We start from the raw sequence: 17,591 nt of genomic DNA, 5'->3' as shown, positions 1-17,591 counted from the left end.
GGCTGCTTTCCGATCCCCAGCGAAGAGATGAACGACCCCAAAGGTGAGGGCCTCTCGCTGGTGATTACCGGTCTCGGCGTCGGCATCGCCGGAGCCATAGCCTTCGCTCATCTGCTCCGCAGCCTTCTGTACGTAGTACCATCGGGGGAACCAAATGTGGCGTCAAGCAATCCACTCCGGTAAGGAGAACGGGTTCCGCAATGCCCAGGTTACCGTCCTTGCGCCTACTGGCACGATTGGTTACATGATGCTTCTTTTTACGAAGCGTCTTTCAGCTGCAGCAGCAGACGATCCTCTAACAAGGACCTAAGGGATCTGGCCATGCGTAGTCAAATGCTTTACCAAAGGCTCGTTGCCGGATTGTCTGCGCTCTCTGCGTGATTGCCTTTCGAAACGGCAGCTCATGGAATCAGATCTTGAACACCATAGAAGCATTAAGTTGGCCCAAGAGTCGTGACGGCATCAGCCCTCCGCTAATGGGCAGTGCCGCTAAAGCGTAACTAGCTGCCTCGACGGCGGGAATTCGCCCTCTTCCAGACTGCCCTCAGCTTCCATTTGACGGGATTGAACGCCTTAGCATAGTCGGTTTTGTGGCTGGATACCGTGGCCCAACTTAAACCTGCCGCGCGAGGGACGCGCTGATGGAGGAGCTGGATGCACAGTATCCTGGCTATGGTATCGGCCAACACAGGGGATATGGAACGGCGGCACACCTCAAGGCCTTAGAGACTCTAGGCTCTACCCCTCTACACCGAATGAGCTTCACGCCACTCCCTTGTCAGAATTATCGCTGTTTTGTACTGATCGCCCGATTTGCCGAATCTGCAAATCGCTATTTTGTTCTGCAGTCATCGCTTTCGTGTACTGAACTGCAATCCACATCGTTATCGACTACTGGATCTCAGAGTTGAGTCCTAAAATCATAGCCTGCCAAATTTAAATCACTTTGTCTTCGGTTCTTTAATGAGTGGCATCGGGCATGGCAGCCTATCCAAGGACCAGACATTATCTTCGTAGGAATAGATTCGCATGTGGATAGGCCATGATTTGTCGTTGGGGTTCTGGTCTTCGGAAAGAATCCAAACGCCTTTTGGACCTAGCTCAACGATACGATCCGCGATTTCCATGGTAGTTGAAGATGTACTTTCAGGAAGTTTCAATACTTTAGCTTCAAGGGAACTTGCATCACTGGAAGCGTAAGCCTTCACTCCGCCTAGCGTCATTGCGAGCCAACCGTCGAGAGTAGTTCCCAAGGATCGCATAGTACCTTTATCTGCTGGGAATTGTGGGAATCGATAGTTCATTGCAGTTGCAAGCTTACCGCTCACATCGCGAGGCCTAACGACCAAAGTCCCCCCTGACTGCGTCACTTCATATCCAGCCTGCATTGCTAGCTGCCGAATCGCTTCCGCTGCATTCGATGGGCGTTCCGGAGTGATGCCGGTAATCGTTCGGCATAGCGCGCCATCATTCTGTTGGACGATACCTAGTGGAATACCACCTGCATGCCCTACTCTTACCAGGGCATGCAGGATGTTCTCATCCCCTGTCGCGGGCAGTCCACCGGGTGCTTGCCCTCCCAAAGCAACAGCATGAGCAATAAAGATCCACATTATCGATGCCTTCAGAATGTTCATTAGGGCTTCCCATTGATCGTGTTCTTTGAGCAGGAGTAGACGAAACTGTTAGGTACCAATGTAAAATTCTGCCCACCAAGGGTGACAGTTTGGTTCTGAGTGGCGAGGGTTTGCGCGCTGCCAGGGCAGGCGGCACTACAGGCCCACAAATGATCGCTATAGAAACCCGTATTGGTGTCTACGTCTTGTTGGTCGATAGAGATCAGTCCCAATCCATTGTGACTAGAATCGATGACGACGTTTTCATGCCAGTGCATATACGCAATAATCAAATTTCCAGTTTGATCAGCGATATATCGATTTTGCACCATATCCCAGCCAGCAGACTCTGGGGGACAAATTCTTTGTCCCTCTGAAAGTAAATAGTTGAACTGAGTCGATGTTGGTATCTTAACACCGGCAGTGCCACTGTTTTGAAATGGTTCAGCTGGAGGGTAATAGCAGTCACCGAACATATCTAAATAGGGTTGAAGAATCACATCCGGATATGCCGCTGTGACCGAGCCGCCTGCCACGGTTGTAGCGGCATAAGACGTTGTGCTATTCGGATCAGCAGCATATGAAAGAATCTGCGGCCCATCACTTGTAATGGGGGCGTTCGAGAAATTGTATGGAAGATCGTACACCGGGCCATAGCCTGTGTATGTTCGGTCAGAAATCCGGGAGCCGAAGCCAGTGCCAAATGGCGTGTACGCAAATGGGGATTGATCGAGAAAGGTGGGATATTCTCTCTTGAAATAGTCACACTGCATGCCACAACTGAAGCTGCTGCGACGGTGATCGGCCCTACTTGTCACAGAGTTTCTTCCCATTAGGCCGAACGATCTCCCCATACCGATCTCAAACCACATAAATTTTCCATACACTGCATCTTTCGGCAGCAGATTGCCATTTGGGTCTTTAACTTGGTCAGTGCGAAGTTCATCTACGTCATAGACCATCGTGCGGCCAGGAGCAATGGTCTGCTGAGGCAAGGAATAGGTAACATCTTTTGCAGTAATCAGGGCTCGTGCGACAAGGGAAACGTCTGCAGTGTTCGTAATACTTATCTGATTGGTGTAGTCCTTGTCCCAGCGCAGAGGATATGCGCCAGCCGCATACTTCGCTACATTGGCGCTGCGAAACGGGATATCCTCAATCAGCCCATCAGAGTCGATTTGGGTAAGGGCTCCGACGAGGGAACCTTTGGATCCCGACGCTTTGATCGTGAGGGTTGTCGTTGCAACTCCCTGCCGACGAAGATGTGCTAAAGCCGGATCGATCGACACTTGAATAGATTTGTGTGGTTCAACTGTGTATTGAGGAAGGGTAATTTCTTTTGGGGTTCCCAACGTTGCCTCTCGAAGCACAGGGGAGAACTGCACAGGTTCATTAGACACATTGAGTACAGCTATGTGCGTCTGTGCCGAAGTGCGTACATAGGGTGCGGTCAAGTCGGGAGATGTTGCGGTCAGAGAATCGTAAAATCGGATAGGAGCATCATATCGGCCGTTTCTTCTAATGATCCCTGTTGCTCTTAAGGCCGATGGATCTCCTTCCGATTGAAGTTCGCAGCCGCTCGCAATGTCCTCTCGCTGATCACCGTGGAACTCGTGCTCAAGCAGGTCGGAAATTGACAGATCTTCGATGTTGGTGTCGTGCCCACCCAAGATCAAATCTTTTGTGAGTACTCCGCATTTCAGGTGGACAGTCAGAGAATCGATGGACATGTTCGTCAACGCCAAGGTTAATGTTGAACCACTGGACAGCCAAAAGGCTGCCTGCCTGTGTGGCGAGATAAAGTCATTGGCAAGACTCCGCGGAGAATCCACTCCAACATCACCATCTGGATAGAGCGTGAGCTGAGCTCCGAGGCCAAGGAAAAGGCCGCTGTAGTGCAGATCCAGCTAACCAAGTTCCTGAAATGTTAGGCCTGCTTGATCCAGCATTGGACTAAGCTCGATCAACCGACTCTCATTGGCTAGAAGTTGCTGGGATGGCAACTGCACAGCCTGTCCAGACGTAGTGAAAACCGTAAGTGTCACAGGAAGAGGCACACCATGGTTGTTGTTTAGGGTGAGGAGGATACGCCTCTTCGTGCTTTCTCCTGACAGCATTAGAGAGACCTGTTGAGGCGTAAATACCGTAGTGGGCGGTTTGCTACTGGATTCTTTTGTTGTTTTGGGTTTGTGATTCGAACTGTTAGCTTCTGTCGAATTTTTCCCTTCTTGGGCCACAAGGGGAGACGTCATTACGATCGCAGCAATTGAGAGGCAGACAAACTTTCTCATTATCACATCCTTCACGAGTGGAACTCAGATCGATGGAGAAGGCGAAGATAACTATTTGACTTGGAATTGCTTTGATATGCGACAGTGACTATCGACGTGAAGAGTTGATCGTGTCAAGAAAAAAAGTGTTCTGCATTGCAGCACCTTCATCATTTTTGTGAAGTTGGAAAGGTCACACTCGAAGGAAGCATTGATTGCAGTTTCTTTGGCGATTGCGACAAAGTACAGATAACAAAAGACTCACGTCTGATAAGTCGGCTAATGTATAGTCGGACCATTAGTCAGACATTAAATTGGATAAGACGAAAACTTCATGCGATTAAAACTTCAATGGGCTCGCTTCTTCACGTTGGTCGGGTGGGAGTGGAAATTGTCTCCACGCCTGGCTTCGACTTCAAGGTTACTATCCCGTGCACACACAGCGAATGTAGCGGCTCACATGCACTGCTGGTTCGAGTCGTTGAAAAGACGGGCGAAGTACTCGCAAAATCTCACGGTGAAGAGTTCTCTGCTGAACAGATGTATACAGCGCCACATCCAGCTCTATTTGGCAACGGTCCCAAGAACACCTTCTGGCAGATGCCTCATGGCGCGGGCGGCGGCGTTGAAGCGGTAGCAGAGTGGGTTCCCAATGCCTCTCAAATCTGGGCGCAGGCAGCCAATGACTGATTTTCCAGCTCTGACGACATGCTGCCTATGCCCATGACAGGTGATCAGTATCTGCTCGGGATTCTTGCCCGAGAGACCGTGGATAACGGCCCAAATTCACCCGTTCGGGGTGTGCAGACTCTTTTGTTGCCAATGATTCGTGAATGGGCAAACGGCATGCTATTCGCGATGCACCCTAGTGGGTCCTTCATGAAAGGCACCGCGATCACAACCGGGACCGATGTAGACCTCTTTATCTCATTGTCAGAGACGACGCCCGAAACGCTCAAAGACGTCTACGACAAACTGTTTAACCGTTTGACCGAAAAGAATTTCTCGCCGACACGTCAGAATGTCTCAATCAATATCAAGGCCTTCGGTTATTCAATCGACAGTTTGGCCAACACTCCAAAGTAGTCAACGCAGGTGGGATTCCTTACCAAAGAGTCCAGAACGTAGGTAAGTTTCAAAATTCTCCCATCTACTAACTCGGGTGGCTCATGATTCACGACTGATCTGCCGCAATATGCGCAGAGTTGAAGATCTCTTTTTGGATTAGCAGTGCAGGAGTCGAAAAACCGGGATGCACCTCGAAATGTCTTTCCGCAATGAGGACAGCGATCTCGAAGGAAGCACTTGTGCTGTAAGCAGCAACTATAGACGGCGATAGTCCATGAAGCTGATAGTGCCCGAACTTCCGAAGACAGATGGGGCAATACTGGTTACCCAAATTTCTTGATGGCGTACCTTCTAATAGGCGCCACTGCTGAGGGAATGTCCCGGGCCATCCTGTGGGGGAAATGGATGTTCCAAACAGTCCGTAAAGGCCGGAAGGAAGGCTTTGAATAACAATCTCCTTCTCTACTCCAACCGCCTCTGCAATAGAGTTTATGAGTGGATTATAGTGCGCCATCGAATCTAGCGCCCGAAACCGATCATCTCCAAGCCACGCGCAAAGTCTTTTGACGGAAACGTCGTTATCCGATGCAATTCTGAGCATCCAGGTCGACAGAATCTCTATATTGAGGCGATGCGGATGGCATGGTAAGAGATGTGACACGTTTCGTCTCCCGCCTTATTTTTTAGCCAGCCGCTGAACATTACTAATTTGTACCAGTACGAATTAGCGATGTTTTTGACACTGCTCGCGGAAAAGTGAATTGTCGCATCTCCTAATACATCGATATGGTATATTGTCGTTTGACCGTCATGTGCGAAGAGGACGACGTTGATGATTTCCACCGCAACTACTTTGGACACTCAAAACATATCTCGGCTTCTGGCAAAACTTGTTCAGAGCGGCAACTTTGAAACCTCGGTGAGCCATCTTTACGAGCATTTTCCCGAAACTGAACGCAAGTTCATCGTTGAACATGTTCTCTTCGATATGTATCTGATGCTGCCTGCGCCTCTGGCAGCCAAAGTGCGCACTCATCAGGATCTTCTTACGGGGCATACAGCTCGAACACGTCAGCATTGGGAAATGCCGTCGGGAAGGACATACCCCGTCTTTGGAGGAATTATGAGAATTGTGGGCGCGATCACCGCAATTTGGGCCGTCATCGGAGTGCTGACCTTCGGAGTCATCCATTACCGGTACTCGCGCCACGTTTCTCATCCCAATTCCGATCTCCGAATGATCCATGATGCCGACCAGCTAGGTCACGAACTTGTTCGGCGTCTGGAGGTCACGCGATGACACGCTATCGGATCGGCGAAATCGAAACAAACTCCGATAGCGTTGACTTCCAGGTTCATGTCGCGCGGGCGTACCGCGAAAAGGTGCGACCGCTTTGTCTTTGCCGCGAACCCGGGATTCCGATGTATATCGCTCACTTCGAGCAAGGGTTTCTTGTGAAGCGTATGCCCGACAGCGGTGAGGAGCATGCGGCTGATTGTGAATCCTATGAAACCCCTGCTGATCTGTCTGGCCGCGGTGAGGTCGATGGCCAAGCGATCCAGCATGAAGAGGGTGGACTCGTAAATCTCAAGCTGGCATTTAGTCTGCGACGTAATGGCATGTCGGAAAAGCCCAAAGAAGCCCTCGAGCACAGCAGTGCCACGGCGACCGGGACGCGGCTGACGCTTCGCGGTTTTCTGCATTATCTATGGGAAGAATCCCGCCTCAATCACTGGACTCCCGGCATGATGGGCAAACGAAGCTGGTTTGTGGTGCGGAAGTATCTGCTACTCGCCACGGAGTCCAAGGAGACGAAGCGATCTCCTCTCGCGGATGTTCTCTATATTCCCGAACACCTGGGCAAGCAGCGACAAGAGGAAACGATACACCGGCGAACCATGAAGCTGTCGCCGATAATGGGTCCCGGCAACTTTGGCAAGAAGTTAATGGTGCTGGTTGGTGAAGTGGAGACCATTGCGGAAGCGCGGTTTGGCTTCGCTCTCAAGATCAAGCACTTACCCGATCTCCCCTTCATGATGTCGCCGGACTTGCACAAGCAATTCGATAAGCTCTTCCAGCCGGTAATACGGTTATGGGAGCATGTGGACGACGGCCATCTGATGGCAATCGCTACTTTCACGATGGACGCCAACGGGGTTCCGGAAGTTCAAGAGATTGCCGTTATGTTGACTACCGCCGAGTGGCTTCCGGTCGAGAATACCCACGACAATAATCTCGTGAGAATGCTCGTCAAGCAGGAGCGCGGCTTCCGCAAGAACCTACGGTACAACCTCACCTACGATAAGCCGATTGCTTCCGCAACGCTCACTGACCTTGCCGGTCCCGCCCTACCGATGTATCTCGATTTGGATACGCTCGTTGGGAAATGGGCCAGCTCTGACGCGATTCGGGAATTGATCACTAACAGTAAGCTCGTGTCCTGGGTGTGGGAGCCAAAGCTCGGCATTCTTCCACCTCTTCCCCCAAAGTACACAAAGAGAGTGGACGCGCCAGCTAGATGAGTGAAGTTCTTTTTGACGAAGTAGATTTGCTGCCTTTGGTGGTCGGTAAAGAAGGATTCCCGGCAGAAGAACGTCCTTTGGAATCTCTCTGTGGTTTCCTCGTGGTTGTGGGGAAGGCACGCGAGCGGGATGGTCTTCTGGTACAAAGCTGTATTTGTGGATGCAGCAGACGCCAATGTGGCGAAGAGGCCGACGTCGACGTACGTTACTTGAATGATCCCAGTAACTTCTCTTCTGACGTCTGCGCCTTTCAGGGCAGAGCGTTCTTCCCACCCTTCGCCGAGCTACAAGCTGTGGCAACGCGGAGAGGCATCAAGAACACTGCTCAGTACCGCGAGGCCTTCACGCGCGGGTATTTGCCGAAGTGCTCACCTAAAGACCCGATCGAGTATGCGGAGTGGACCTCCTGGGCCGACTTTACAGGTGACGCGGATTACTTCTCTGACTCCGAACTCTACAACGGCCTAATCGCGCTCGACCTGGAGAGCCTCGGGCTGCTCCCGCGTCCTGAACGCCGGCGATTCCTTCTCGTGTCCCGATACTGGAAGAGCATCAAGGAAAAGGCCAAAGAGCTGGGGATTGAAGAAAAGGACATTCCTGATCGGATGGCTGAGATTGCAACCGCTATTTCAGGGCAGACTCCTGACGACGATGGAGGCACCTCGAAGGACGGTAATGGAGGTGGCCAGGGCCGCGGAGGCGGTAAAGCGAAAACTCCGGGGAGATTAACCCTCAGCGAAGAGGCTTGTACGCTGGTCAACAGCGTGACGTTGTGGCTTCCTTCGGCACATGAGTTGCAACAGGAGATCATCAATGGCTTCTATCACCATGTTTGGGAGATGCTAGACCGCGAGGATACGCTCAAGGGCAACGGCATCGAAGCGGTGGAAGCGAACGTCCTTGCTCGACTGTCGGACTTGAAGCCCGAACTGGTTTCAGAATTCAGGCGTCAATACGAGGGGGTCTGCGCTCATCGGATCAAGGGCCGGAACTGGATGCAGGCTTATTCCCTCTGGTACGCCCATGAGCATCGACGTTTCATCAATTCGTCGGCGGCCGGACTTGGAAAGACTAGAACGATTCCAGGGGTGGTCTCCACGTTTGATATTCACCTCACTGTGCTGTTCTCGCCAAAGAAAATCACGAACGAGGACAATCCGCAGCTCGCGCAAGAGATGAAGGCCGAAGACCCGGCTGCTGTCATTCACTTTTCTGATCGCGGAGTCCCAACCTATCTTGAACCCGGCAAACACCACTACTTCGTCTGCAACAGCGAGAAGCTACAACAGGGCCCGAAAACAAAGGCTATGGTGGATGCTTTAATCGCGCACGACCCGGGTCTTATCGTCTTCGACGAAGGCCACCTTTTGGTATCCAGCAATCTCGTAGATCCAGAAGTGGGAGAGACGGAAAAGGATACGAAATACAAGCCTCGCATGGAGGGTCTGCGGTATTTGCTCGGCAAACTCGCTTTCGATACACGGATCATCGTGCTCACCGGCACTCCAGTACGAGTTGACGCGCGCGAGGGCCAAGCTCTGTTCGAATTGGTGGGGGAGGACGTAGGTGAGTTTTCTCCGGAAATGAGCGAGCTTAACGCGCTGCGGCTACGGGGCCGGCTCCAGGAATTTGGTTTCCAGTTCATCAATCACAAACTTCCAACGCTTCGCCGCTATATTCTGCCGTTCAGGGTCCCAGATGATGTTGCTGCGCGACTCAACAACCCCGGACTCTCAACCTTGGCAAAGGAGAAGGTCCGTATAGAATACGCTCTGCGCGACCTCTACTCCCTCAAAGGCCGGGTAGTAATCAATTCGGAGAGTGTTGATCTACCAGAACTCGATGCAATCGCAATAGAGGACCTGGCCAGCGATGAAGCAGAAGGTGGCATAGATCTCTCTGGACTGTCGCACAATCGCTTCCCTGTCGTCCGACTCGCTTATGAGCCTATGGAGCGAGCGGTGAACCCGGTGTTCTTCACCTACTTCGTAGATGGTCCTGCAGCCACGATCGCAGCGTTTCTGGACGAGCGTGGCGTCAAGTATCGTAGCTGTACCGGCGACAGTGACGATGCGGATCTCGGCGCTTACCTGCGGGATCGGGATTCGTGCCTCATCGCTAGTTCATCGTGGTCTACCGGAGTCGACGGTTCCCAAAGAGTGTCAAATACTCTTGTCACGCTTGGCATTCCCTGGCACGATTCTGGACATCGTCAAACCATCGCGAGGATTCAGCGCCAAGGTGCAGTTACGCCAGACGGCGTCCCCACCACGGTAGTCCACGAAATCATTCCGGTAGCCATCAACGTTGCATACGACGTCAAGCGTCTGAATAAGGTTTACAGCCGGAGAAGCTTTACCGAGGTTCTGAGCCTCGGGGAGATCGAAGGCAACGACGATTCCGATGAACTGTTTGCGGCCGTCAATAGCTTGATGGATAAATCGGAATCATCATAGGCGCGTCAGAGGCAAGGATGGCGCGCCGATGCCGTGACGCGCGACTCAGTGCGATTGCGGCCTACTTGATAGGGCGCAGACCAGCGAAGGCCGTGTAGACCCGCCGGCCTTCCTTATCTTCCACAAGGCTCATGTCCCCACGGCCTTTCGAGACGAGCATAACTTTGGAACCCGCGGGAAGCGTGCCGGCGGATTCCGATACCTTGCCAGGCCTCTTGAAATAGTACGGTTGTTCGCCGGATACAATGTGAGTGACTGCTGTTTCGACCATCGCCGAATCGGCCAATACCTGCATTTTTGGTCTGAGCATACGGCCCATGCTCGACTCCTTCTACCTAATGAAAAGGTGCCTCCGCTTCAGGCCCCAAGTCAGGGAACAAGCCGATCGTCTGGTAAGATTTTCGGAGCGAAAATCGGAAGCGCGTGAGGATGCGGAACATCACGGAGAGACGCAAGACTTCCGGCCTCCGCAAGGGCCATCAGATTCGGCAAGCCATAAGGTTCGGCCGCGTTGAGATCGACTGTGTAGCCCAAGTCTTGTAGACTCGCTACCGTCATTTTGCTGAGCGGATTGCCGGCCGCTGCGATGAAGCCCGACATCAACTCGTTGCGAAAAACGGTTTCGCGCCAATGGCCGTCGCGTGTACCCGATCCCCCTGTGTTCTCGACAGGAACTTTGACCGGACCCGTGCCCTTGAGGACTCCGAATTCCCTTTTCGCATTGACGCCCTTGAAAGTTGGATTATCGCTCCCGGCGCCAACCAGCAGCCTTTTGTTTTCCCAAATGGTTCCTATGCCGATTACGTGTCCCATTTCGTGGGTGATAACGTCCCGCAGCGTCCCGTCTGCCTGCATTTCGGCGAGATCGGCGGTGTCAAAGGACATTAGTCCCTTCGCGGGCAGAAACGCACTCGCTCCGGCGCTCGCGGGACGCAAGTGCGTCGGTCCGGCTTGTCCCAGAATTTTCCCCGGGCCGTCGATCGCTACTCCTTGCGCCACGATCAGCAGATCGTCGATGACGTCGCCGTCGATCATTACACTGGGCAGATCGCCGACGATCACCTTCGACCAGCGGTCGGCGGCATTCTTGAAGGCGTTTTTCTGTTGTGTGGTCAGTCCACCTAGAAAGCGGACTTCGATATTGTATGCGGATCGAATTGCCGCAGCCGTAGCATTCTTCTTCAAGCTTGCATGGGCGAAGTATGTTTCCACTTTCGACGCCGAAGGCGCTTTCTTCTTCTTTGCCATTTTGGGTCCTTCCTATGGATCCGTCGCGGCCCTGACCCACACACTATATACCTGTTCAGGGACTCCAACGCATGAATGTTTTCTTTGGCCGGGTCCCCGGGCGTAGCATGGGTATCCGGGTGCCCCGTTGCGAGTCCCGCAACTGCTGACCACGGCCTTCCTGTCCGGTTTTGTCAGACACCTCTCCTTCCCCTCTTGACTCTGGATTCGAATTCCCCCAGCCACGGTCTCAGCTATTCCGCCGACAAGTGACAGCACCGCGATCCGGCGCACCATATTCCAAAAGAGCTGCCGCGTCAGATGTCCTTCCGCCAGCAAGAGCCGGTAGTAGCGAGCATGTTTCACCAGCCGTCCTCCCGTCTTCACTAGCCGCTGCTAAATACAGTCGAAAAGTAGGCGGCTCACGCCGAGAAGCAAACTAAAATTCATATTGAAAAGTTGATCTTATGAAATACGACCCAACCATTCCTTTCGTTCAGCACTTCGGCATGTATCAACTTCCAGACACTATGGCCGATGCACTTGAGCAACACAGGCTTGATCGTTTGACCGCTGTACTCGACAGAAATAAGACGACAAGCGAAGTCTTCGAGCTCTTGGCGACCGGAAATGATTCTGAGGTTGATAACTTTGGAGATCTTTGCGACCCACTCGCATTTTTCGGCGACGTGTCTTTAGGCCGTATCAAAGCAGGTCGGACGGCGCTGCTACCGCCCGTACCCTCGTCTCTGGCTGACCGCGAAGTCGGCGGTGCGGCTCTGTGGTCAGAGTTTGCCGTCCCAGACGGAATTCGCACGGCAGAAGACGCCACTGTGGCACTCGTCGCCACCCTGGTAGCGACTTCCTTCTGCGACGATGACTTTGTTCCCCAGGACCGCTCAACCTCCCTCCGGTACATCGGGATAAACAGTGTTGACCATCCTGCCTCCAAAGTTCTCCGTTCTTCGACTATCTGGCAGGATTACCGGCGACCTATCGAACTGCCGGACATGGTAGAGCAGCGCAAGGCTGATTTTGTCCAGCTCTTCATCGATCACGGTATGCCGCTCGAGCACCGAGAGCTTGAATGCCTCTCGAAGGAAGCTTTGATCGATTGCGCCACCGATATGAGGTACTACATCCTCGAGCGGAATCGCCACATTGTTTTCTGTAAGCGTTGCTCGAATGCGATGCTCTACTTCAACTCCAGAGCAATGTCGCAAGAACAAACGCACGTCTTCTGAACCCGCTCGCAATCCCACTAGGGCACGCGTGCGGGCTACCCGAATAACTGAATATGGAGGCCACGTGCCGTCGATCAAACAAACGTCCGCGGACGCGGCCTCCCCTGCTTCGAACTCCTTCCGCAAGCCGCCTAAATACCTATGGACGTCTGATATGGACGATCAGCTTCGCCAGGTGTACCGCCGAGCGAGGAACCGTCGTGAACTGTCAGTCGAGCTCGTTCGGTTGGCTTCAACACTGAAACGTCCGAAATACATCCTCGCCAACAGGGCTCAAACTCTCGCTCTCAGCCTCCTTCCATGGAAGCCCTGGAGCCAAGAGGAGCTGCTGAAACTTCGCGAACTCGCGGGCGAAAAGAGTATCCGTGCAATCGCCAAGTCGATGAAACGCAGCGTTCATTCTGTTAAACATCAGTTGTTCCGTATGAACGTCTCCGCCGAGGTGGCGGAAGGGTACTCAATACGCCAGCTTCAGAGTCTTTTGGGCGTGAATCACAGCCGAATCCAGATGTGGGTGACGATCAAGGCCCTAAAGATGAAGCAGAACCGCATAACCGAGGCATCTGTCCGCAAGTTCGTCGTGGCCCACATGGAGGAGTACAGCTTTAAGCGCGTGGACGAGGCTTGGCTCAAGGGGCTGCTCTGCCCCACGTTGGTGAACGGATATATGCAGAACGACGAGAAGACGCAGGAAGGACCTTAAACGATGAAGTCTGAACTTGAAGTGCTCAATGAGGTAGCAGCAGAAATCAACCGGCGACTTCCAGATGATGCAGGGGCGGTCACCGAGAACATTGGCGGAATTTCTTACGTCAGTGCAACGATCGAGGTCAAAGGCCTGAATCAGCGTCGCCTAATTACTATCGGCACAGCGAACGACAGCTGGGGTGCGTCTGTACACGACTTAGGCGGCGACGATCTTTACGGAGAAATCTACACTGACTTACCTTCAGACTTCACAGATGTGGTGACGATCGTGAACTCTATCCTAAATGGCGAGTTCGTGGCGAGTAATCCCTAAAGAGCCCGTTTGCGTAAAACGACAATTATTGTGGATATTTTGCAGCTGTAACCCATTGAAGCGACGTGTCCGGTTCAGAATTGACAAAAAATCCCGGTTATGGATATTTTCGACAATTTCCTCAGGCCTGAGGTCTATTTGCGACGCGTGCCGAAGCAACGGTCTCACGGTTTGCGGAGAGCCGGTCATCGTAGCTGCCATGGATTTTCGCATGAAGACAGACGAAGCCAAAATCAGCGGCTAGCGCGTCCTCGCGTCGGCCACAAACATTTCTGTTACTAGACTCCAGGAGATTGAACAGCCGCGCGTTGGGCTTGACTTAGCTCTTTGTTGAAATGACCTTTCCATTGATAATGGCGATGATCACTCTAAGCGGAGCTTTTAATGAGTTGGCGATTTCGTCGATCCTTCACGGTCGTTCCGGGTCTTAAACTCAATCTTTCTAAGCGGGGCCTGAGCGCAAGTATCGGAAGCGCGCCCTTCACGATGAACATCGGCCAAGAGGGTCTAACCGAGACCCTCTCGATACCCGGCACTGGCCTTTCCTATCGTCATCACGAGTCGGTATCTCCTAACATTCCTCCCTCCAATCCAATCCCCATCTACCCTTCAGAGCAACAGCCTTCCTTTGTCAATCCCGCTCCGATAGAACAGGTCCATAGCGCCAGCACGGAGCTACTGACAAGCGAAACACTTAAGGACCTAAAGCGTCTCATTCAGAACGCGTCTCAGCAACGCGACGAAATCAGTCGAGACCTGGATAATGCTCTCACTGAAAAGGTCGAAGCCGTGGACCGCTACGAGAAATGGGAGAAGGGTTTTTTCTTCAAACGATTGCTCAAAAATGCATTCGAGAAACGTAAGGCGGATGCTGAAACGGCTACGGCTAAAGTCTCAGAATTGGAAGAACAGCTTCGTCTATCGACGATTGCCACACATATCGAGATAGCTAAAGAACAAGCGGACTTCTATTACAGGCTCAAAGATGAGTTTGCCGCTTTGTGCGAATGTGGCTCCATCTGGGATGTGAAGACTCGACAGGCTACAGATAAATTCCATGATCGCACCACCGCAAATCTCAGAGTCGGTCGTGAGCTTGTGAAGTTTAATCTAGGAAAATGCGATCTCATTCAATGGGACGAAAAGGTTCCACACATACAGAACGCTAAAGGTGGCAGTTTTTATCTCTATCCAGGCTTCATTCTTTATAGGACCGCTAGAGAGGCATTCTCAGCAATCGAATATCACGATGTGCAAGGGGAAGCGTCTATGCTGGCTTTTCAAGAAGAAGATCCGGTGCCTTCCGATTCAAAAATAATCGGGCAGACCTGGGCGAAGTCGAATAAGGATGGAAGCCGAGATCGAAGATTCGCCAATAACTACCAGATTCCAATTGCGGAATATGCTCAGGTATCGCTCAAGAGCGATAGTGGTCTGTGGGAGGAGTTCCACTTTTCGAACCCGCAGCGGGTCATCAATTTTATAAATGAGTTGAACAGGTTTACCACTTCCTTTGAAGCAGTTTCTAAACAGTAGGCGGGAGGTTGTTTCCACAGCCGCCGAGTTCCGCGCATGGGCACGAAACCGATGATCCTCGCCATAAGGAGGCAAGCCCACCCGATTGGATTGGCTCGTGTCATTTCAGATAATTGTCGCCACTAATTGCTTCATCATCTCGGCTTTCGAAAGGTTAGGATGCTTCGTTTCTCTAAGGCTCGACGCAAAACAATCTCGTGCGGTATCCCATTGCTGTTCTGCATGTTGCCCTCTATACAGTCGAGCGGCCAATCAACCTTGCCTCCCGAGTTGAAGGGCGCACCCAAGTCAATGCCCGCCGTTACCGAAGATGATCGTGAACTCGGTAAACTGCTCGAAGGAATACACGGGGAAAAGCTTTCCGACTCGCAGCGCCATCTCATCGACGCATTTATCGGGTCCCATCCCAACTACCCCGGGGGCTATGCCATCCGCGCGATGTATGCCTGTGCCGACGAGAAGCCAGGTTTATCCCAACTTGAATCCGATTTGACGCAAGCGACCGCGCATCCCAGCGGCATGAGTGCGACGCTGGTAGACAACCCTGCCAGTCTTCGTGCAAAGATTGCCTTTGTTAAAGGCGACTATCGCGCTGCGCTCGATCTCCTAAGTTCCGCTGCGTCTGCAGACTGGAGCAGCGCTCCCCAGGTCTTCAACATCTCCGGTACAAAGCCCGAAGAAGAAGGTGGGGGCTTTTGCGCGTGGACACTCGCCAATCTTGATGTCCTTGTCGAGAACTTCCCCACTGACTGGCGTGCGTCTGCTCTTCGCGGAGCCTACGTCGAATTTTTCACTACGTTTGGAGATGAGAGCCTTTACGCGACGGCAGCGACGCAGTTTCACTTGGCTGACACCAAGGCACCTCAATCGCCCGTCCCGCCATATCTACTCGGAGAACTCCGGAACAAAGCCTCATTCTGGACAAAGAAGGCATGGACCTCCGATGCCGCTCGCGTTGAGACACACAAGGAAGCGGCAGCATTCTTCACAACGTCTCTAACACGCGACCCGAGCTTTGCACCTGCCTATATGGCACGAGCGGAAGCATATCTCAACACTAAGCAGTACGCCTCGTCGATAAAGGATTTCACACGGGTGCTCTCGATCAGCCCCCAGAACTCTACCGCAGTCGCCGATAGAGGCAATGCCTACATGGAGAGCGGTGCATACTACAAGGCAATTTCGGATTTCACCACGGCTATACCGCTTGAGATCAAGAACGGCGATTCGTATCTGCACACCATCTATGAGACCCGAGGTGATGCTTATATGAAGGTCGGTGACCTCCGCAGCGCGATCAGTGACTACTCTGCCGCCCTACGTCTCGCCTTCGGGAATCTAACGATTCTGCTCAGTGTTCCACAGATCCGCGCACTGTATCCGGAGCTAAAGAGTCTCTCTGATGCTGACGTTGTGCGCCTCATGCATGATCAGTTTCATCCCGAGGTCCAGTACCAAGGCTTCGCTGATGAGCTGCTGCATAACGATGGTCACTACGAAATCTCTCTGATAAATGACGTTTACGAAAAACGTGGCGATGCCTACATTCAAAGCGGTCGTTTTGCCGATGGAGTAAACGACTTTCAGCGCATCTATCGTGGGATTCGAGCCTTTTCCGATTCCGTTGAACGCTGGCGGCCTCTTGACCAGTCACACGCTCCAATATCGTATTTTCTGGATGTGAAAGGCTCCGTTCTCAGTGGATCGCTCAAAAGAGTCTGGGTGAAACGCTCCGAAAAGAGCGGCTATCAAGTGATTTCCTTCGAATTTAACTGCGCTTCGCGGGAGATGCGTACCCTTTCCGAAGCGCGGTATAACGCACAGGATGACCTCCTGGGTAGTCCGATACTCGATTCCGACTCATGGCGAGGAGTTGTGCCCGACACTATTGGTGAAAGGCTGTTGAACGGTGTTTGCTCGTCCGACTGACTGCCCCGTGACTTCTGAAGAGGTTGTGCACTCTGAAACGTCCGTTTCAGCTAAGGGCATCCGGATCGATTCGTACCGAGTCGATTATCGGAAGTTAGCAATTTAGAAGAGGATCTAGCCCGCAATGAATTGTGGAAAATATCCATAATAATTGTCACTCAACGTTTGTGGCTGGAGTGGCCGGGACAAATCATTGTCCTGGCCTTCTTTTTTATGTGGAAAGGAATTTCATGAGTGCGATTTGTGTTGATGAGACGCCCGAAGTAGCCCTCCAGTCAGAAGAAAAGCCCTGTCTTTTTTGGGTTGGACTATACCTTCAAGACCGTGCCTACGGAGGAAGGGAGGAAAGTGGGTGGTACTACGACTGCGGAGAATTGGTGACCGACCATTCGATCTATGCCGAGTACTGCGGCGGCCTAACGCCCTCTTGTCACCTGACTCATGAGGCTGCGCAAGCTGCGAGGGACCAGATGGCGAAGGGCATTGAGAAGCTGAACGAGGGGAGACGTGATATTTCTTCTGTGCTGTCTGAAGGCCGCTACGGAGTCGAGATCCACGAAGATGCCTTGCCGCCGTTTTACCCTGAACATCGCCCGCGTTACGAGTAGTGAAGCTTTCAATTGCTATTCAGCAGTTCGGGGGAGTTCTTGCGCACTTTGCAAGGGTACAGACTGTTCGCGATGAGTGAGTATGTACACGAT

General features: G+C 52.4%; 18 protein-coding genes. 13 read left to right on the top strand and 5 right to left on the bottom strand.

Annotated elements, in window-relative coordinates; translation table 11 throughout:
* The first annotated feature begins 27 nt into the window (after positions 1-27).
* Positions 28-183: a hypothetical protein gene (locus BDD14_RS32220; RefSeq protein WP_165420442.1), complete on the top strand. Its 156-nt coding sequence runs from the start codon at positions 28-30 to the stop codon at positions 181-183.
* Entirely contained in the window at positions 155-310 is a 156-nt protein-coding gene (locus tag BDD14_RS34965; protein WP_130425304.1) for a hypothetical protein, read from the top strand. Before BDD14_RS32220 ends, BDD14_RS34965 begins: the two co-directional genes overlap by 29 nt.
* 631 nt (positions 311-941) lie before the next feature.
* Here BDD14_RS34965 and BDD14_RS30630 read toward each other — a convergent pair.
* Positions 942-1,637: a hypothetical protein gene (locus BDD14_RS30630; RefSeq protein ID WP_130425302.1), complete on the bottom strand. Its 696-nt coding sequence runs from the start codon at positions 1,635-1,637 to the stop codon at positions 942-944.
* A complete protein-coding gene (locus tag BDD14_RS30625; RefSeq protein WP_130425300.1) occupies positions 1,637-3,346 on the bottom strand; it encodes a hypothetical protein in 1,710 nt (569 codons plus the stop codon). Before BDD14_RS30625 ends, BDD14_RS30630 begins: the two co-directional genes overlap by 1 nt.
* A gap of 696 nt (positions 3,347-4,042) precedes the next feature.
* Between BDD14_RS30625 and BDD14_RS30620 the strand changes: the two genes are divergently transcribed.
* Together BDD14_RS30620 and BDD14_RS30615 are read left to right on the top strand one after the other, a co-directional pair.
* The gene (locus tag BDD14_RS30620) at positions 4,043-4,576 is read left to right on the top strand and encodes a hypothetical protein (RefSeq protein WP_130425298.1); all 534 of its coding nucleotides are present in this window, start codon (positions 4,043-4,045) and stop codon (positions 4,574-4,576) included.
* A 27-nt stretch (positions 4,577-4,603) separates the two neighbouring features.
* Positions 4,604-4,972, top strand: coding sequence for a nucleotidyltransferase family protein (locus BDD14_RS30615; RefSeq protein WP_165420447.1), 369 nt, complete (start codon positions 4,604-4,606; stop codon positions 4,970-4,972).
* An 88-nt stretch (positions 4,973-5,060) separates the two neighbouring features.
* Here the strand turns inward: BDD14_RS30615 and BDD14_RS30610 are convergent, their stop codons facing one another.
* On the bottom strand, positions 5,061-5,615 hold the full coding sequence (locus tag BDD14_RS30610) for a TniQ family protein (RefSeq protein WP_130425294.1): 555 nt from the start codon (positions 5,613-5,615) through the stop codon (positions 5,061-5,063).
* A 171-nt stretch (positions 5,616-5,786) separates the two neighbouring features.
* On the opposite strand from BDD14_RS30610, the gene BDD14_RS30605 reads away from it, so the two are divergent.
* Genes BDD14_RS30605 through BDD14_RS30595 form a run of 3 tightly spaced genes read left to right on the top strand, consistent with a single transcriptional unit; the run spans position 5,787 to position 9,933 of the window.
* Positions 5,787-6,254, top strand: coding sequence for a hypothetical protein (locus BDD14_RS30605; protein WP_130425292.1), 468 nt, complete (start codon positions 5,787-5,789; stop codon positions 6,252-6,254).
* Entirely contained in the window at positions 6,251-7,477 is a 1,227-nt protein-coding gene (locus tag BDD14_RS30600) for a DUF1173 family protein (protein ID WP_130425290.1), read from the top strand. The genes BDD14_RS30605 and BDD14_RS30600 overlap by 4 nt, the downstream gene beginning before the upstream one ends.
* Positions 7,474-9,933 (top strand): DEAD/DEAH box helicase family protein, encoded by a 2,460-nt coding sequence (locus BDD14_RS30595; protein ID WP_130425288.1) that lies wholly within the window; start codon positions 7,474-7,476, stop codon positions 9,931-9,933. Before BDD14_RS30600 ends, BDD14_RS30595 begins: the two co-directional genes overlap by 4 nt.
* A gap of 61 nt (positions 9,934-9,994) precedes the next feature.
* On the opposite strand, the gene BDD14_RS30590 is transcribed toward BDD14_RS30595, so the two are convergent.
* Positions 9,995-10,252, bottom strand: coding sequence for a hypothetical protein (locus tag BDD14_RS30590; RefSeq protein WP_130425286.1), 258 nt, complete (start codon positions 10,250-10,252; stop codon positions 9,995-9,997).
* A gap of 50 nt (positions 10,253-10,302) precedes the next feature.
* The gene (locus BDD14_RS30585) at positions 10,303-11,181 is read right to left on the bottom strand and encodes a leishmanolysin-related zinc metalloendopeptidase (protein ID WP_130425284.1); all 879 of its coding nucleotides are present in this window, start codon (positions 11,179-11,181) and stop codon (positions 10,303-10,305) included.
* A 446-nt stretch (positions 11,182-11,627) separates the two neighbouring features.
* Between BDD14_RS30585 and BDD14_RS30580 the strand changes: the two genes are divergently transcribed.
* From BDD14_RS30580 to BDD14_RS32215, 6 genes are all read left to right on the top strand, one after another.
* The gene (locus BDD14_RS30580) at positions 11,628-12,404 is read left to right on the top strand and encodes a hypothetical protein (RefSeq protein ID WP_130425282.1); all 777 of its coding nucleotides are present in this window, start codon (positions 11,628-11,630) and stop codon (positions 12,402-12,404) included.
* Between the two features lie 64 nt (positions 12,405-12,468).
* Positions 12,469-13,107 carry a hypothetical protein gene (locus tag BDD14_RS30575; protein ID WP_130425280.1) on the top strand — a complete coding sequence of 213 codons (639 nt, stop codon included), beginning with the start codon at positions 12,469-12,471 and terminating at the stop codon, positions 13,105-13,107.
* A 3-nt stretch (positions 13,108-13,110) separates the two neighbouring features.
* Positions 13,111-13,425 carry a hypothetical protein gene (locus BDD14_RS30570; protein WP_130425278.1) on the top strand — a complete coding sequence of 105 codons (315 nt, stop codon included), beginning with the start codon at positions 13,111-13,113 and terminating at the stop codon, positions 13,423-13,425.
* Between the two features lie 384 nt (positions 13,426-13,809).
* Positions 13,810-14,961, top strand: a complete 1,152-nt coding sequence (locus tag BDD14_RS30565; RefSeq protein WP_130425276.1) for a DUF4236 domain-containing protein — start codon at positions 13,810-13,812, stop codon at positions 14,959-14,961.
* A gap of 159 nt (positions 14,962-15,120) precedes the next feature.
* Positions 15,121-16,890, top strand: a complete 1,770-nt coding sequence (locus BDD14_RS30560) for a tetratricopeptide repeat protein (protein ID WP_130425274.1) — start codon at positions 15,121-15,123, stop codon at positions 16,888-16,890.
* Between the two features lie 377 nt (positions 16,891-17,267).
* Entirely contained in the window at positions 17,268-17,498 is a 231-nt protein-coding gene (locus BDD14_RS32215) for a hypothetical protein (protein WP_165420446.1), read from the top strand.
* Positions 17,499-17,591: the final 93 nt, after the last annotated feature.

The sequence above is a fragment of the Edaphobacter modestus genome, assembly GCF_004217555.1.
In the GTDB taxonomy this organism is placed as follows: domain Bacteria; phylum Acidobacteriota; class Terriglobia; order Terriglobales; family Acidobacteriaceae; genus Edaphobacter; species Edaphobacter modestus.
The sequence above is the reverse complement of the archived record's forward strand: the minus strand, read 5'-3'. Positions and strand labels throughout refer to the sequence as shown.

Coding starts and splice junctions, on each gene's coding strand:
- BDD14_RS30570 (WP_130425278.1), top strand. CDS start 13,111: ATGAAGTCTGAACTTGAAGTGCTCAATGAGGTAGCAGCAGAAATCAAC.
- BDD14_RS30600 (WP_130425290.1), top strand. CDS start 6,251: ATGACACGCTATCGGATCGGCGAAATCGAAACAAACTCCGATAGCGTT.
- BDD14_RS30605 (WP_130425292.1), top strand. CDS start 5,787: ATGATTTCCACCGCAACTACTTTGGACACTCAAAACATATCTCGGCTT.
- BDD14_RS30580 (WP_130425282.1), top strand. CDS start 11,628: ATGAAATACGACCCAACCATTCCTTTCGTTCAGCACTTCGGCATGTAT.
- BDD14_RS30595 (WP_130425288.1), top strand. CDS start 7,474: ATGAGTGAAGTTCTTTTTGACGAAGTAGATTTGCTGCCTTTGGTGGTC.
- BDD14_RS30565 (WP_130425276.1), top strand. CDS start 13,810: ATGAGTTGGCGATTTCGTCGATCCTTCACGGTCGTTCCGGGTCTTAAA.
- BDD14_RS30560 (WP_130425274.1), top strand. CDS start 15,121: ATGCTTCGTTTCTCTAAGGCTCGACGCAAAACAATCTCGTGCGGTATC.
- BDD14_RS30625 (WP_130425300.1), bottom strand. CDS start 3,346: ATGTCCATCGATTCTCTGACTGTCCACCTGAAATGCGGAGTACTCACA.
- BDD14_RS34965 (WP_130425304.1), top strand. CDS start 155: ATGTGGCGTCAAGCAATCCACTCCGGTAAGGAGAACGGGTTCCGCAAT.
- BDD14_RS30585 (WP_130425284.1), bottom strand. CDS start 11,181: ATGGCAAAGAAGAAGAAAGCGCCTTCGGCGTCGAAAGTGGAAACATAC.
- BDD14_RS30615 (WP_165420447.1), top strand. CDS start 4,604: ATGCCCATGACAGGTGATCAGTATCTGCTCGGGATTCTTGCCCGAGAG.
- BDD14_RS32220 (WP_165420442.1), top strand. CDS start 28: ATGAACGACCCCAAAGGTGAGGGCCTCTCGCTGGTGATTACCGGTCTC.
- BDD14_RS30590 (WP_130425286.1), bottom strand. CDS start 10,252: ATGGGCCGTATGCTCAGACCAAAAATGCAGGTATTGGCCGATTCGGCG.
- BDD14_RS30630 (WP_130425302.1), bottom strand. CDS start 1,637: ATGAACATTCTGAAGGCATCGATAATGTGGATCTTTATTGCTCATGCT.